The organism is Janthinobacterium sp. 75, assembly GCF_004365495.1.
GTDB lineage: Bacteria > Pseudomonadota > Gammaproteobacteria > Burkholderiales > Burkholderiaceae_D > Janthinobacterium.
This window is the reverse complement of record NZ_SORD01000001.1, coordinates 875,117-889,836: the sequence shown is the minus strand read 5'-3', so window position 1 is coordinate 889,836 and position 14,720 is coordinate 875,117. Positions and strand designations below refer to the sequence as shown.

Below are 14,720 nucleotides of genomic sequence, written 5' to 3'. Positions count from 1 at the left end.
AACCCCGCCCCTTACCAGGCGGGGTTCTTCAACCCGATAGGACACACATGGCACACACAATTCACGTTGACGTGGTTTCCGCTGAAGAACTGATTTTTTCAGGCGAAGCAGAATTCGTCGCGTTGCCGGGTGAACAGGGCGAGCTGGGTATCTACCCACGCCACACGCCTTTGATTACCCGCATCCGTCCGGGCGCGGTCCGCATCAAGGTAGTCGGCCAGGCTGAAGAAGAATTCGTCTTCGTTGCTGGCGGTCTGCTGGAAGTGCAACCGGACACCGTGACCGTCCTGGCCGATACCGCGATCCGCGGTCACGACCTGGATGAAGCGAAAGCGCTGGAAGCGAAGAAGTTGGCGGAAGAAAATATCCACAACAAGGATTCGGGCATCGACTACGCGCAAGCGCAAGCCGAGCTGGCCAGCGCGATTGCGCAGCTGGCAGCGATCCAGAAGCTGCGCAAGCATTAATTCGCTTGCAAGCAGCAGCAAGAAAGGCAGCCTCCGGGCTGCCTTTTTTTTTGCAAAACTCATTTCAGTAAAGCTGATTTCAGTACAAGTTAACGGCGCTTGTCCTTTCCCCGTTTCAGTCCCGCCTTCAATATTGTCTTCCACTTGGCGCGGGCGGCAATGCGTTCGAGCGGCGTCTCGTCAATACGGCGCGCGTCGCGCAGGAGCTTGTGATAGTTGCGCAAGCGGTCCCCATCGACGGCGCCGCGCACGGCGCAGCCGGGTTCGCTGGCATGCTGGCAATCGCGGAACTGGCAGGTGGATGCCAGTTTCGCGATGTCATCAAACGTGGCGGCCAGGGTGTCCGCATCGGCATCGGCCTGCCAGCTGCGCAAGCCCGGCGTGTCGATGATGCAGGCGCCGCCCGCGCACAGGTGCAGCGAGCGCGCCGTCGTCGTATGGCGGCCACGCCCATCGCCATGGCGCACGCCGTTGGTCGCTTGATTCGCCGCGCATAGCGTATTGGTCAGGCTGGACTTGCCGGCGCCCGATGACCCGAGCAGCACCAGGGTCTGGCCGGCACCTAGCCAGGGTTCCAGGATGGCCACGTCATACGCATGGCGCGTATCGACGGCAAACAGGGGCACGTGCTGCGGCAGACGGTGTTTCAGCTGCGCCAGCTTGCCGCCCACGTCGTCGGCCACGTCAGCCTTGCTCAGCACCACCACGGGGCTGACTTGGGCCGCCAGCACGATGGCAAGGTAGCGTTCCAGGCGGCGCGGGTTGAAGTCCTCGTCCAGCCCCATCACCAGCAAGGCCGTGTCGACATTGCTGGCAAGTACCTGGCGCCGGCCGTCATTGCCGCGCCGGGCGATTTGCGTGACGGGGGATAAGTGCGCCCTTATCCACAAGGTGCCGTGAAGATCGGGTTCTGCGGCGATCCAGTCGCCGACCGTGAGCATGGTGTTCTGCGTCAGCAGCTCGTGCAGCAGGCACGGCAGGAGCTGCGCCGGGTGTTCCTGGATGCCGTCGTGCACGAGGATGCTGTCGCGGTGCACAGCGCTCACGCGCATCAGCTGCGCGGCGGGAGAGGATACGTCGAGCTGGGTGGCTGCGCCGGCGATGGCCTGCTGCAGCCCGATAAGGCGTAGTTGCGCAAAATCGAATGCGATCATGGTAGCGTGATTCCAGATTCTGTCGTCCGCGTGCGGACATGTAGCCTGCGCGTGCAGGCACCGCCAGTCGCCATGACTGGCACGAAAGAAAGGGGAGGTCGGCTACGCGATCACGCGTATGAAGAACAGCGGGCTAAGGGTCTTAGCCGGGAAAGACCGTGATCAGGTAGCCGACAGCACGGCAGTATCCGAATGGCGCATGTTGTCTACTCCTGTTGTGTGATGGAAAACGCCAGTGTGCCAGCGGCGTGCGCCGGCGTCAACCTCAGCTGCACATGCCGTAAGCCTGGCGCTCGGGGAAATAGCGGTACGTAAACGTGCGCACGGGATAGCGCTTGCCGGCGACGAGCATGTCGGGCATCGACAGATCAAAGCGCTGCGGCAGCTGGCGCGGCAGTTGCAGGCGCAAGCGCCACTGGGTTTCGGCGCTCGAACCCACGGCGGAAAACATGATGGGCAGTGTTTCGATGACGTCGACCATCTCCGCCTTGCGGCTCACGCCGCGCTGGTAAATGGTGAGTATCTTGGCTTCGGCGAACGGTGCTTGTTTCGGTTCTTCCAGCAGGAAGGACAGGCGCGTAAAACTGGCTTGGGTACCGACGGGCAAGGTAAAAATCAGCGCCAGCTCCGTTCCCCCTTCCTTCAAGGTGACGGGGGGCGTGGCATACACGCTGATACCGCGCGGCAGCTCGAAACGCGAGCCCTCCGTCCAGGTCTTGCACTCGGGCGTGGTAGCCTGGTACAGGCTGGGCGCCGTGTAGTCGTCGCAGGCGGAAACCAGCAGTAGCAGGGGCAGGGCGAGGAGGGCGGAACGGCGCATGGGAGTCACGGTTGGAGGATCAGCCGACAGTGTAAGCGATCGCCACGCGATCCACCAGCGACGCTAGGAGTGCTCCGGCGGGGCGCGCCTCACGGATTGCGGCTGGCAGTGCGCCGCCTGCAGCGCATCCTTGATGACGTCCAGCGCCAGCTGCGGCCGGGCCGCGCCGCACATGAAGATGTCGACGGCGGCAAAGCTGCATTCCGGCCAGGTGTGGATGGAAATGTGCGATTCGGCCAGCAGCAGCACGCCCGTGACGCCCTGGCCCGGGCCAAAGCTGTGGAAATGGCCGTGCAGCACTTGCGCGCCGGCCGCGATGGCCGCTGCGCGCAGCAGGCGTTCGAGCGCGGCGCAGTCGCGCAGGCGTTCCGGCGCGATGCCGGACAAGTCGGCCAGCAGATGGATGCCCAGGGGCAGATGCGGTGTGGCGGTCATGCTTATTTGTGGCTGCCGCCGCTGGAGCCGCCACCATAGCTGCCGCCGCCGCTGCCCGTGCGCGAACTCCAGCTGCTGCCGCTGCTGCTGCCGGCTACCTTGAACATGCGCACCCAATTGGCGGCCGTGACACTGAAGGTCACCATCAGGGCATAGATCACATATTTACTCATGGAGGATTCTTTGCATTCTTGTCGAGGAAAACGGCGGGCAGGAACAGCGCCAGGCAGCCCAGCAAACTCCACATCAAGGTGCTGGAGAACGAGACAAACATGGGGATCGCATTCAAGACCAGCACGATGACGATGAAGACCTTGGCGATGCCTCGGTGGCTCAGCTGGATATTCTGCACCTTGGCGCCGCCATGGAAGGCGGCGCCGAACCAGGCTGCCATCTGGTCATAGGCAACGGGTACGGAGCGCGACCAGGTCATTTCCTCGCTGGTGAGCTCCGCCGCCAGCTTGGTCTGTCCCTGCTCGAATTCATAGACGCGCGTGCTGTCGCCGACGGCCACCTTCCAGTTGAAGGCGCCTGCCGCGTACACGACCTGCGAGCCGTAGTCATACAGTTTGCGGTAGCTTGCGCCATCGAGCTTGCAGGTATCGGCGTCCAATGACGCCCAGTTGGGCCAGTTCGGCAGCACGTTCGAGCGCGACCAGCCATCGTCCGTTTCCACCAGCCAGAAGAAGCCGGCGCGCGCGTTGTACAGCAGGTACTCGTTCCACTCGCTGCCTTCATCGTCGGCGCGGCGCATCATGCCGATGACCGTGAAATCGACATTGCTGATCTTCGCGCTGGCGCCCAGCTCCAGCGTGATGTCAGCGTTGTCGTGCACCTGCTTGCCGATGGCCAGCACCTGCGCCTCCGGACCGCTGGCGTCGAGCTGCGCGTGGCAGGCAGGACACACCAGCTGCGCCGCCGCGCCAGGCACATATTGGATGCCGCTGCCGCAGGACGGGCAGTCGAGCGCGTCGAGCTTGCCGCGGTACTTGCCAGCGCTTTTGGCGATGGCGTCATCGTCGCGCAGCAGCTGGCACTGCAAGCCGTCCAAGGTGACGGCGACGCCCTGGTAGACGACGGGTTGCGGGCCATCCGTGTAGTCAAGCGTGACAAAGCTGGCGTAGTTGCGGAAGTCCGCCACCTGGATGCGCCAGCCGGCGCCCACCTTGAACGGCAATTCACCCTGGCCGGCGATGCATTCGGCATTGCGGATCTCGGCCGCCGTATAAGGCTCGCCGCAGATCGTGTAGCGCTTGCCCGGCGCCAGTTCGCCAAAGACGGGCAGGGCGTCTTGGGTCGCGCGTACCCGCGTCAGTGTGTACAGGCCGGACGAGTCGCCCAGCCAGGCCGTGCTGGCGTCGTCGAACAGCAGATACCACTCGTTCCACGTGCCGGCGCTGTAGCGCTGCTGGATGCGGCCGACGACGGTAAAGTGCAAGCCATCGTGCACGCCGGCCGTGCCGATCTGGATCGGTGAATAGTCTTCCAGGACGGCCGACATCTTGCCCACGTCCCTGACGGAATCGGCGTCCTTGAGGATGGTGCTGTGGCAGTACTCGCACACGGCGAGCACGGAAGCGTGCGAGCGGAAGTGAACTTCCGCGCCGCAGCTGGGACAGGAAACAGTTTGCATGCAGTCGCGCTTAGCCGATCAGTTTTTTCAGCAGTTCAGCCTTGGCGCCGTCGTAGTCGGCTGGCGAAATGAGGCCCTTGTCGAGCAAGCCTTTGAGTTTTCCCAGGCGCGCCTCGATCGGTTCCTCCGCGGGGGCCGGTGGCGCCGCAGGCGGTGCGGCCGGGGCAGGTGCCGGCTGCTGTAGCGCTCCGCCCATGCTTTGCGCCATCACCTGGCCGATCGACAGCCCTGCACCGAGACCGGCGCCGATGCCGGCCATGCCGCCCTCGTTTTGCGCCGCCAGCGGGATCGCGTTGGCCACCTGGAATTTGGTAAAGCCGCTCATCTTGTCGGCGCCCAGGCCGCCCTTCATGCCGGCCGAGATGCGCTCGTCGAGCGCCGCCTGCAATTCCTCGGGCAGGCTGATGCTGGCCACGTTGAATTCATCGAGGCCCACGCCATAGCGGGCAAACGCGTGCGCCAGGCCATCCTTGACTTCCTGCGCCATCAGCGCCTGGTTGGCCGCCATGTCGAGGAAGGGCACGTTGGCGCCGCCCAGCGAGCTGGCCATGCTGGACATCAAGATACCGCGCAGCTGGTCTTCGACCTCGTCGCGCGTATAGACCTCGCGCGTGCCGCTGATCTCGGTGAAGAAGGTGCGGGCGTCGGCGATACGGTACGAGTACATGCCGAAGGCGCGCACGCGGATCATGTCGAAATCCTTGTCGCGGATGGTGATCGGCTGCGGCGTGCCCCATTTGCGGCCTGTCTGCACGCGGGTGCTGAAGTAATACACATCCGATTTGAAGGGCGAGTCGAACAGCTTGTCCCAGTTTTTCAGGTTGGTCAGCAAGGGTAATGTTTGCGTCGTCAGCTTGTGCGTGCCGGGACCGAAGACGTCGGCGATCTTGCCTTCGTTGACGAAGACGGCGACCTGCGATTCGCGCACATTCAGGATGGCGCCATTCTGGATCTCGAAATCCTGCATGGGAAAGCGCCATGCCAGCACGCCCTCCGTCTCTTCGTTCCATTGCAGTACGTCGATAAACTGCTTCTTGATAAAGCTGCCGAGGCTCATGATGGATCTCCTTGAATAAGATAAAGCGGTGTCAGGAAATGCAGGCGGCGTTGATGGCGCCGATCGACAGGGAAACGGCGCCCAGCAGGCCGCCGAAGGCGCTGTTGTTCGATTCGATCTGGTCCTTCGACATGCGCAGCAAGCGCGTGGTGACCACATAGGCGAGCAATTGCACCACCATGGCGCCGAAGGCCCAGGCGAAGAATTGCTGGTAATCGGCCGTGTGCATCAGGGACGAGGCGATGGTGGCGGAAAAGCCCAGCAGGGCGCCGCCCAGCGACAGGGCCGCCGCGTGGTTGCCCTGGCGGATCAGCAGCACCTCGTTATACGGCGTGACGCGCGTGTAGATGATAAAAAATACAATCAGCAGCCCGGCGGCCAGTAAAAGATGGATCAGATAGTTTAGGATGGCGGGCACGGCATTCCTTGCAATGAGCATTTGATAACGTCAACGCATATTAGAACAAAAAAAGTCCAATGAACAAAAAGATTCTGATTTTGTCCGTCTTCGTGGTCGCCTCCTGCGGCCTCGCGTATGAGCTGATCGCCGGCGCCATGTCCAGCTACCTGCTTGGCGACTCCATCCTGCAGTTTTCCACCATCATTGGCTGTTACTTGTTTGCCATGGGTGTGGGTGCTCACTTTTCAAAGTATGTGCGGGACGATGACGTGCTCTCTCGCTTCGTCGACATCGAACTGGCCGTGGGCCTGATCGGTGGCCTGTCGGCCGCCATCCTGTTCATGACGTTTTCGTGGATGGCCGCGCCATTTCGCACCTTATTGTATGTGATGGTGTTCCTGATCGGCGCACTGGTCGGTATGGAAGTGCCACTGGTGATGCGCGCCTTGAATTCGCGCCAGACGGAATTTTCTGAACTGGTCAGCCGCGTGCTCACCTTCGATTACCTGGGCGCGTTGGCCGTCTCGCTGCTGTTCCCGCTGGTGCTGTCACCGTACCTGGGACTGGTACGCACGGGCTTTTTGTTCGGCATGCTTAATGTTGGCGTGGGCCTGTGGACAATCTATGTGTTTCGCGCGGAGCTGAAGAACCTCACGGGGCGCTTCCTGCGCGCCTGCGCCGTGATGCTGGTGCTGATCGCCGGCTTTGCCATGTCGGACCGCATGGTGGCCTGGGGCGAACACGGCCTGTTCGGCGACCAGATCGTGTATTCCACCACCACGCCCTACCAGCGTCTGGTGATCACGCGCTGGAAGGACGATACGCGTTTATACATCAATGGCAACCTGCAGTTTTCCTCGCGCGACGAGTACCGCTACCACGAGGCGCTGGTGCATCCCGTGCTGGAAGCCTTGCCGTGGGCACGCCGCGTGCTGGTGCTGGGCGGCGGCGATGGCCTGGCGCTGCGCGAGATCCTGCGCTATCCGAATATCGAACACGTCACCGTGGTCGACCTCGACCCCGCCATGACGGGCGCGTTTACTACGCGCCCGGAACTGGCCAAGTTGAATAACAGCTCGTTCTCGGACAAGCGTGTCACCGTCGTCAATGCCGATGCCGCCGTCTGGCTGCGCAACAACGCCGACATGTTCGATGCGGCCATCGTCGATTTCCCCGATCCGTCCAGCTTCGCGCTCGGTAAACTGTACTCTGTTCCCTTCTATGACCTGGTGAAAAAGCACTTGGCGGCCAAAGGCCTGATGGTGGTGCAATCGACGTCGCCCTTCTTTGCTCCGCATGCCTACTGGACCATCAATTCGACCTTGCGCGAAGTGGGCATGCGCACCTGGCCTTACCACGCCTATGTGCCCTCGTTCGGCGAATGGGGGTTTATCCTGGCTTCACCCCAGCTCGACTACACACCGCCGACGAAGTACCGCCTGCCGATGCGCTACCTGAATGCGGACACCACGCGCGAAATGTTCATCTTCCCCCCTGACATGCAGCCGCTGCCGATGGCGCCGAATCGCTTGAATACCCAGTCGCTCGTGCATGAATTCGAGCAGGACTGGAACCGGGTGATCCGCTGATGCAGCGCCGTTCCTTCATGCTGTGGGCCGCCGGCGGCACGGCGGCAGCCGCAGCTGGCATCGGCAGCATCACCGCGTATCTGCGCTGGCAGGAAATCACGCCGACAGTGCTGTATCCGGGCCGCAGCGAAGGACACTATCTTCGCGATCGCAAGGCATTGCCAGCGCCTACCCGAACGTTGACGACCGATGTGGCCATCCTTGGTTCCGGCATCGCCGGCCTGACGGCTGCCTGGCGCCTGAACAAGCTTGGGCACCGGGATTTCCTGATGATCGACGGCCCCCAGCCCTACGGCAACGCGGCCGGAGGCCATTTCGGCGACCTGGCCTATCCGACCGGTGGCCATTATTTGCCGTTGCCCTCGCCCGAATCGATCCATGTGCGTGAGATCCTGTTCGACCTGGGGATCATTCAACGCGACCCGATGGCGGAAAAGCCGACCTACGACGAGCGCTATATTCTGCACGCGCCCGAGGAACGATTGCTGTTCAATGGACAGTGGCAGGATGGCTTCATTCCCACCGAAGGCGTGCCGCCGGCGGAACTGGCGCAGCACCAGCGCTTCTTTGCGCAGGTGGCGCAGCTGCGCCAGGCGCGCGGCAACGATGGCAAGCGCGTGTTTGTCTTTCCCACCGTGGAATCGTCGCAAGACCCTGCCTGGCAGGCGCTCGACAACATCAGCTTGAAGACCTGGATGGAGCAGCACGGCTATACCTCGCCCACCCTGCACTGGTATCTGAATTACTGCTGCCGCGACGACTACGGCACGCGCTACGACCAGGTCTCGGCCTGGGCCGGCCTGCATTACTACTGCAGCCGCTGGGGGCAGGCGGCCAATGCCGGTAACGGCGCCTGGCTGACCTGGCCCGGTGGCATGCAACCCGTGGCCACGGCCATGGAAAAGACCTCCGGCGTCGAACGCCATGCGGGTACGGTGATCTCCGTCACCACCACGACTGATGGCGTGGAAGCGCTGTGTTTTGAACTGGTCGACGGCCAGCCGCGCACTTACCTCGTCAAGGCACGCAAGGCCATCTGCGCCATGCCACTGTATGTGGCGGCGCGCGTGGTGAACAACATCGCCGACTACGGCTTCGACGCGAAACGCCATACGCCCGCCTATGCGCCATGGATGGTGGCCAATTTCCTGCTCAAGCGCTTTCCTGACGAACTGCCGCATGCGCCGCTCTGCTGGGACAACGTGGTGTACCAGGAACCTGGCCTCGGCTATGTCGTCTCCACGCACCAGGATATCCGCGTGCGCCCGCCTGAGAAAACTGTCTTCAGCGCCTACGTGGCCCTGTCCGACCGCACGCCGCAGGAAGCGCGCAAGTGGCTCGACACGGCCAGTTCCGAGGAATTGCTGGCGCTGGCCAGCGTCGACCTGAAAACGGCGTATGGGCGCGATTTTGCCAGCTGCGTCGAACGCGTCGACATTACCGTGCGCGGCCATGCGATGGCCGCGCCGTTGCCGGGATTTCGCAGCAATGCGGGGCTGAAGGCGCTGCGTGAACACGACGGCGCGATCCTGTTCGCGCATGCCGATTTGTCCGGCTTTTCCGTGTTCGAGGAGGCGGCGTGGTGGGGTGACAGGGCGGCGCGGCTGGCGGTGAAATGAAAAAAGGCCGGCGCAAGCGCCGGCCAGAGCCCCCTAAGGCTCGAACCGGTCTACTTGTTCTTGTTGATCACGTCGATAAAGACGGCGGCCAGCAGCACCAGCCCCTTGATCACCTGCTGGTAGTCGATGCCGATGCCCATGATGGACATACCGTTGTTCATCACGCCCATGATGAAGGCGCCGATGACGGCCCCCATCACCTTGCCCACGCCACCCGAGGCCGAGGCGCCGCCGATGAAGCAGGCGGCGATCACGTCCAGCTCGAAACCCGTGCCTGCCTTCGGTGTGGCCGTGTTCAGGCGCGCTGCGAAGATCAGGCCCGCCAGCGCGGCCAGCATGCCCATGTTGACGAAAGTGTAGAAGCTGACCCGTTCCGTCTTGATGCCGGACAGGCGCGCCGCCTTTTCGTTGCCGCCCACGGCATATACGCGGCGGCCCAGCACGGTGCGGTTGGTAATGAAGGTGTAGGCGACGATGAGCAGGGACATCACGGCCAGCACGTTGGGGAAACCGCGGTACGATGCCAGCAGGTAGCTGAAATACACCATCACGGCGGCGAAGATGCCGTTTTTCAGCAGGAAGAAGGCGCGCGGCTCGTTCTCCATGCCGTGCCTGAGTTGCTTGGCGCGGCTGCGCAGCGAGGTGATGATCAGCGCCGCGGCGGCGATCACGCCCAGCAGCAGCGATAGGCCGCGCAGATTCTCTCCGCCGAACGGGTCGGGCAGGAAGCCCGAGCTGAGCATCTGGAAGCCTTCCGGGAAGGGACCGACCGACTGGCCAGCCAGCAGCGCCAGGGTCAGGCCCTTGAATACCAGCATGCCGGCCAGGGTGACGATGAAGGACGGGATTTTAAAGAAGGCGACAAAATATCCTTGCGCGCCGCCGATCACGGCGCCAGCCAACAGACAGAGTATGCTGGCGGCGACAAAATTCATGTGGTAGTTGACGATCAGGACGGCCGCCAGCGCGCCGACGAAGCCGACCACCGAGCCAACGGACAAATCGATATGGCCGGCCACGATAACCATCAGCATGCCCAGCGCCATGATGACGATGTAGCTGTTTTGCAGCACCAGGTTGGTGAGATTGAGCGGCTGCATCAGGGTGCCGTCGGTCATGTACTGGAAAAAGCCCATGATGACGATCAGGGAGAGCAGCATGCCGTAGTCGCGCATATTGTTCTTCAAAAAACCAGCATAGCTCTTGCCGGCCGGCGCGGTGGTGGTGCCTGCCGCTGCCCCCGCTGTCAGTTTATTGTCCATTGTTTTCTCCGTGTGTAACGATTGCGCGCATGATTCGCTCCTGCGATGCTTCTGCTGCGCTGAGTTCTGCCGCAAAGCGGCCTTCGTTCATGACATAGATCCGGTCGCACATGCCCAGCAATTCCGGCATTTCCGAGGAAATCATGATGATGCATTTGCCTTCGGCAGCCAGCTCGCTGATGATGCTGTAGATCTCGTATTTGGCGCCCACGTCGATGCCGCGGCTCGGTTCATCGAGGATGAGGATGTCGGGACGCGAAAACAGCCACTTCGCCAGCACCACTTTCTGCTGGTTGCCGCCGGACAGGTTGACCACCTTTTGCAGAATGCTCGAGCAGCGGATTTTGAGCTTGCGGCGGAACTCGTCGGCCACGCCAAACTCGCGCGCCTCGTCGATGACCGTGCGCGTCGACACCGCGTCCAGGTTGGCCAGGCTGGTGTTTTTCTTGATGTCTTCCTCGAGGATCAGGCCCAGGCCCTTGCGGTCTTCCGTGACATACGCGAGGCCGTGGGCGATGGCCTTGCCGATGGTGCTGACGTCGATTTCCTGGCCATTCTTGAGCACCGTGCCGCTGATGCGCTGGCCGTAGGCGCGCCCGAAAATGCTCATCGCCAGTTCCGTGCGCCCGGATCCCATCAAGCCGGCGATGCCGATGATTTCCCCCTTTTTGGCATGCATGCTGATGCCCTTGATGACGGGGCGGTCGGCATGCTCGGGATGGAAGACGCGCCAGTCGCGCACTTCGAAAATGGTCTCGCCGATGGTGGGCGTGCGCGGGGGATAGCGGTCGGCCATCTCGCGCCCGACCATTTTTTCGATGATGCGGTCTTCGCTGACCGGTTCGACTCGGCAGTCGAAACTGTCGACCGTGTTCCCGTCGCGCAGCACCGTGATGGCATCGGCGACCCGTGAAATTTCATTGAGCTTGTGCGAAATCAGGATCGATGCGATGCCCTGGCGTTTCAGCTCCAGCAGCAAATCGAGCAGGGCCGCGCTGTCGCTTTCATTCAGGCTGGCAGTCGGTTCGTCGAGGATCAGGAGCTTGACGTCCTTGCACAGCGCCTTGGCGATTTCAATCAACTGCTGCTTGCCCACGCCCAGATTGGTGATCAGGGTGTCGGGCGACTCCTTCAGGCCGACCTTGTGCAACAGTTCGCGCGTCTTCGTTTGCGCGTATTCCCAGTCGATGACGCCCATGCGGGCCGGCTCGTTGCCGAGAAAGATATTCTCGGCAATCGATAGCAGGGGCACTAGCGCCAGTTCCTGGTGGATGATGATGATGCCGATTTCTTCGCTGTCCTTGATGCCGCGGAAGTGCCGCGTCTGGCCCAGGTAATCGATGTCGCCCGTATAGCTGCCATGGCCGTAGACGCCGCTCAGCACTTTCATCAGGGTCGATTTGCCGGCGCCGTTTTCGCCGACGATGGCGTGGATCTCGCCGCTGCGTACCCGCAGGTTGACATTGTCGAGCGCAACGACGCCCGGGAATGTTTTGCGTATCCCGCGCATTTCCAGGATAGTGTTCGTCATATAACCTCTCTGGCACGGCCGCACGTTTTCGTCATCGGTCGTGCGGCAGTCTTGTTCTGGATATTGCATGAAGCGAAAGGCCCGGCAGCGCCGGGCCTTCAGTACCGTCGATGCTTATTTCACTTGCGCTTCCGTGTAGTAGCCGCTGCCGGTGACGAGCACCTGCTTCCAGTTCGCCTTGTCGACGGTGACGGGTTTGAGCAGGTACGATGGAACCACCTTGACGCCGTTGTTATAGGTCTTGGTATCGTTGACGGTCGGCGTCTTGCCGCCCATCATCGCGTCGACCATATTCGCCGTCACCTTGGCCAGTTCGCGCGTGTCCTTGAACACGGTCGACGCCTGTTCGCCCCGGATAATCGATTTTACCGACGGGATTTCCGCATCCTGGCCCGTCACGACGGGGAAGGGCTGTTTCGGCGTGCCGTAGCCGACCCCCTTGAGCGAGGACAGGATGCCGATGCTCAAGCCGTCATACGGCGACAGCACAGCATCGACACGCGCATTGCCATAGTAGGCGCTGAGCAGGTTATCCATGCGGGCCTGCGCCACGGCGCCATCCCAGCGCAGGGTGGCGACCTTTTCCATGCCCATCTGCTTCGAGCGCACCACCAGCTTGCCGCTGTCGATGTAGGGTTTCAGGACAGACAGCGCGCCGTTGTAGAAGAAGTGCGCATTGTTGTCGTCAGCCGAACCGCCGAACAGTTCGATATTGAACGGACCCTTGCCTTCCTTGAGTTTCAGCGCCGATTCGATATAGCCCGCTTGCAGCACGCCGACCTGGAAGTTGTCGAAGGTGGCGTAGTAATCGATGTTTTTCGTGCCGCGGATCAGACGGTCATATGAGATGACCTTGATGCCCTTGTCGGCCGCCTTTTGCAGCACGTTCGACAAGGTGGTACCGTCGATGGCGGCGATCACCAGCACCTTGGCGCCCTTGGTGATCATGTTTTCCACTTGCGCCAGCTGGTTCGGGATATCGTCGTCGGCAAACTGCAAGTCTGTCTTGTAGCCGCGCTCCTTGAATACCTTGACCATGTTGTCGCCGTCGGCGATCCAGCGCATGGACGACTTGGTCGGCATCGAGATGCCGATCGCGCCCTTGTCGGCGGCGCTTGCCACAGGCATTACTGCCATGCCGGAGATGGCCAGCGCCAGGCTCGCGGTCAGCATTTTCATTGTTGTTTTCATTTCAGGTCTCCACCGTCTTCGATAGTTGAATGTGCCAGGGCCGTCGTCCAGTGGGGCGGGCTCTGTGCGAATGGCCGATTGCAGGCCACGGCTGATACTAGTTTGTCCATCCATCCCTCACCAATCACTTTTTTCGCATTGGCGATATCCAAAACGATATCGATGAGCCAATTGATGCAATGCGCCATCAGCCCCTTCCCGCCTGCTGACAGGGCGGAAACGGAGGCTGGCCGGCGGCTTTTTTTGGTGCGCCGCAATACCAATAATCATCATTCAATTTGGTGATTTTCGTAATTGCGGCGACACAGGGCGGCGCGCAGAATCGGTCCGAACTTGAAGAGCAGCCATCCCGTCATGAACTTTTGAAAGCTTGCCATGCAGCCGATTTCCCCCGCTTCCCTGTTGCCCGCCGACCTGGCGCAGGCCCTCCTCATCGGCCGCATCTGGCGTGACGGCCCTTGCATCGTCGCCGTGCGCGCCGGCGAAGTGGTCGATATCACGCGGACGGTGGCGACGGTGGCCGAGCTGTTCGAGCGCGGCGATGCGCTCGATATCGCCCGCCATGCGCCCGGTATTGCGCTCGGCCCCGTGCAGGCGCTGATGGCGCAGGCGCTGGCCGCGCCTGCCGGCGAGCCGCTGTTGCTGGCGCCGTGCGACCTGCAGGCCGTCAAGGCCTGCGGCGTGACCTTCGCCGTCAGCCTGCTGGAACGGGTGATCGAGGAACAGGCGGGGGGCGACGCGGCGCGCGCGGCGAGCCTGCGCGCCGCGCTGCAAACGACATTGGGCAGTGACTTGTCTGCATTAAAACCCGGCTCGGATGCGGCCCAGCGCCTGAAACAGCAGCTGCAGCAGCGCGGCGCCTGGTCGCAATACATGGAAGTGGGTATCGGCCCCGATGCGGAAGTGTTCACCAAGGCGCAGCCGATGTCGTCGGTGGGCTGCGGCGCGCAAGTGGGCTTGCTGCCATCGTCCGCCTGGAACAACCCCGAGCCGGAGATCGTCCTGGCCGTCAACAGCCGCAGCGAGGTGCTGGGGGCGAGCTTGGGCAACGACGTCAACCTGCGCGACATCGAAGGGCGCAGCGCCCTCTTGCTGGGCAAGGCCAAGGATAACAACGGTTCCTGCGCCATCGGCCCCTTCATCCGCCTGTTTGACGAGGGCTTTACGCTCGATACCGTGCGCCAGGCGGAAGTGTCGCTGCTGATCGAGGGCGCGGACGACGGCTTTGTGCTCGAAGGCGCCAGCTTCATGCGCGAGATCAGTCGCGACCCGCTCGACCTGGTGCGCCAGACGGCAGGTCAGTACCACCAGTATCCGGACGGCTTCATGCTGTTCCTGGGAACCATGTTCTCGCCCGTGAAAGACCGCGGTGCGCGGGGCGGCGGCTTTACGCACCACCTGGGCGACCGCGTCACCATCGCCAGCGCCGCGCTGGGCGCGCTGGTCAACGAAGTGCAGCGCTGCGATGCGATCCCTCCCTGGACGTTTGGCGTGCGCGCGCTGTACCAGAACCTGGCCCAACGCGGCTTGCTTTGATCCGTTTTTTTTAAGAGAGAGACACC

The 14,720-nt window shown here is 62.3% G+C and carries 14 protein-coding genes; 4 read left to right on the top strand and 10 right to left on the bottom strand.

The genetic code is table 11. From position 1 onward, the window contains the following. Window positions 1-47 precede the first annotated feature (47 nt). Complete coding sequence (locus C8C89_RS04195) at window positions 48-467, top strand: F0F1 ATP synthase subunit epsilon (protein ID WP_065307860.1); 420 nt, start codon at window positions 48-50, stop codon at window positions 465-467. Window positions 468-556: 89 nt separating this feature from the next. Here the strand turns inward: C8C89_RS04195 and rsgA are convergent, their stop codons facing one another. From rsgA to C8C89_RS04165, 7 genes are all read right to left on the bottom strand, one after another. Then, window positions 557-1,621 (bottom strand): ribosome small subunit-dependent GTPase A, encoded by a 1,065-nt coding sequence (gene rsgA, locus C8C89_RS04190; RefSeq protein ID WP_133988970.1) that lies wholly within the window; start codon window positions 1,619-1,621, stop codon window positions 557-559. A gap of 265 nt (window positions 1,622-1,886) precedes the next feature. After that, window positions 1,887-2,441 carry a hypothetical protein gene (locus tag C8C89_RS04185; protein ID WP_071080003.1) on the bottom strand — a complete coding sequence of 185 codons (555 nt, stop codon included), beginning with the start codon at window positions 2,439-2,441 and terminating at the stop codon, window positions 1,887-1,889. A gap of 63 nt (window positions 2,442-2,504) precedes the next feature. Continuing rightward, complete coding sequence (gene speD, locus C8C89_RS04180; RefSeq protein WP_101483366.1) at window positions 2,505-2,876, bottom strand: adenosylmethionine decarboxylase; 372 nt, start codon at window positions 2,874-2,876, stop codon at window positions 2,505-2,507. Window positions 2,877-2,878: 2 nt separating this feature from the next. Further along, on the bottom strand, window positions 2,879-3,049 hold the full coding sequence (locus C8C89_RS26895) for a hypothetical protein (protein WP_157814714.1): 171 nt from the start codon (window positions 3,047-3,049) through the stop codon (window positions 2,879-2,881). Next, window positions 3,046-4,509: a DUF4178 domain-containing protein gene (locus C8C89_RS04175; protein ID WP_133988969.1), complete on the bottom strand. Its 1,464-nt coding sequence runs from the start codon at window positions 4,507-4,509 to the stop codon at window positions 3,046-3,048. The genes C8C89_RS26895 and C8C89_RS04175 overlap by 4 nt, the downstream gene beginning before the upstream one ends. Before the next feature lie 10 nt (window positions 4,510-4,519). Continuing rightward, window positions 4,520-5,566, bottom strand: coding sequence for an SPFH domain-containing protein (locus C8C89_RS04170; protein WP_133988968.1), 1,047 nt, complete (start codon window positions 5,564-5,566; stop codon window positions 4,520-4,522). Window positions 5,567-5,597: 31 nt separating this feature from the next. Beyond that, a complete protein-coding gene (locus C8C89_RS04165) occupies window positions 5,598-5,984 on the bottom strand; it encodes a DUF350 domain-containing protein (protein WP_101483369.1) in 387 nt (128 codons plus the stop codon). Window positions 5,985-6,043: 59 nt separating this feature from the next. Here C8C89_RS04165 and C8C89_RS04160 point away from each other — a divergent pair, with 59 nt between their 5' ends. Both C8C89_RS04160 and C8C89_RS04155 read left to right on the top strand, forming a co-directional pair. After that, window positions 6,044-7,555 (top strand): polyamine aminopropyltransferase, encoded by a 1,512-nt coding sequence (locus C8C89_RS04160; RefSeq protein ID WP_101483370.1) that lies wholly within the window; start codon window positions 6,044-6,046, stop codon window positions 7,553-7,555. Then, window positions 7,555-9,174: an NAD(P)/FAD-dependent oxidoreductase gene (locus C8C89_RS04155; protein ID WP_101483371.1), complete on the top strand. Its 1,620-nt coding sequence runs from the start codon at window positions 7,555-7,557 to the stop codon at window positions 9,172-9,174. Before C8C89_RS04160 ends, C8C89_RS04155 begins: the two co-directional genes overlap by 1 nt. Window positions 9,175-9,224: 50 nt before the next feature. On the opposite strand, the gene mmsB is transcribed toward C8C89_RS04155, so the two are convergent. From mmsB to chvE, 3 genes are all read right to left on the bottom strand, one after another. Further along, on the bottom strand, window positions 9,225-10,436 hold the full coding sequence (gene mmsB, locus C8C89_RS04150) for a multiple monosaccharide ABC transporter permease (protein WP_101483372.1): 1,212 nt from the start codon (window positions 10,434-10,436) through the stop codon (window positions 9,225-9,227). Beyond that, entirely contained in the window at window positions 10,426-11,967 is a 1,542-nt protein-coding gene (mmsA, locus tag C8C89_RS04145) for a multiple monosaccharide ABC transporter ATP-binding protein (RefSeq protein ID WP_133988967.1), read from the bottom strand. Before mmsA ends, mmsB begins: the two co-directional genes overlap by 11 nt. A 114-nt stretch (window positions 11,968-12,081) precedes the next feature. Continuing rightward, window positions 12,082-13,158: a multiple monosaccharide ABC transporter substrate-binding protein gene (chvE, locus tag C8C89_RS04140; protein WP_101483373.1), complete on the bottom strand. Its 1,077-nt coding sequence runs from the start codon at window positions 13,156-13,158 to the stop codon at window positions 12,082-12,084. Between the two features lie 375 nt (window positions 13,159-13,533). Here chvE and C8C89_RS04135 point away from each other — a divergent pair, with 375 nt between their 5' ends. Then, entirely contained in the window at window positions 13,534-14,694 is a 1,161-nt protein-coding gene (locus C8C89_RS04135) for a fumarylacetoacetate hydrolase family protein (RefSeq protein WP_133988966.1), read from the top strand. Window positions 14,695-14,720: the final 26 nt, after the last annotated feature.

What these genes read in the sequence shown, in the direction of transcription:
- C8C89_RS04135 (WP_133988966.1), top strand. Translation starts at nt 13,534, where the DNA reads ATGCAGCCGATTTCCCCCGCTTCCCTGTTGCCCGCCGACCTGGCGCAG.
- speD (WP_101483366.1), bottom strand. Translation starts at nt 2,876, where the DNA reads ATGACCGCCACACCGCATCTGCCCCTGGGCATCCATCTGCTGGCCGAC.
- C8C89_RS04170 (WP_133988968.1), bottom strand. Translation starts at nt 5,566, where the DNA reads ATGAGCCTCGGCAGCTTTATCAAGAAGCAGTTTATCGACGTACTGCAA.
- mmsB (WP_101483372.1), bottom strand. Translation starts at nt 10,436, where the DNA reads ATGGACAATAAACTGACAGCGGGGGCAGCGGCAGGCACCACCACCGCG.
- C8C89_RS04195 (WP_065307860.1), top strand. Translation starts at nt 48, where the DNA reads ATGGCACACACAATTCACGTTGACGTGGTTTCCGCTGAAGAACTGATT.
- C8C89_RS04185 (WP_071080003.1), bottom strand. Translation starts at nt 2,441, where the DNA reads ATGCGCCGTTCCGCCCTCCTCGCCCTGCCCCTGCTACTGCTGGTTTCC.
- C8C89_RS26895 (WP_157814714.1), bottom strand. Translation starts at nt 3,049, where the DNA reads ATGAGTAAATATGTGATCTATGCCCTGATGGTGACCTTCAGTGTCACG.
- C8C89_RS04175 (WP_133988969.1), bottom strand. Translation starts at nt 4,509, where the DNA reads ATGCAAACTGTTTCCTGTCCCAGCTGCGGCGCGGAAGTTCACTTCCGC.
- C8C89_RS04160 (WP_101483370.1), top strand. Translation starts at nt 6,044, where the DNA reads ATGAACAAAAAGATTCTGATTTTGTCCGTCTTCGTGGTCGCCTCCTGC.
- mmsA (WP_133988967.1), bottom strand. Translation starts at nt 11,967, where the DNA reads ATGACGAACACTATCCTGGAAATGCGCGGGATACGCAAAACATTCCCG.
- C8C89_RS04155 (WP_101483371.1), top strand. Translation starts at nt 7,555, where the DNA reads ATGCAGCGCCGTTCCTTCATGCTGTGGGCCGCCGGCGGCACGGCGGCA.
- chvE (WP_101483373.1), bottom strand. Translation starts at nt 13,158, where the DNA reads ATGAAAACAACAATGAAAATGCTGACCGCGAGCCTGGCGCTGGCCATC.
- rsgA (WP_133988970.1), bottom strand. Translation starts at nt 1,621, where the DNA reads ATGATCGCATTCGATTTTGCGCAACTACGCCTTATCGGGCTGCAGCAG.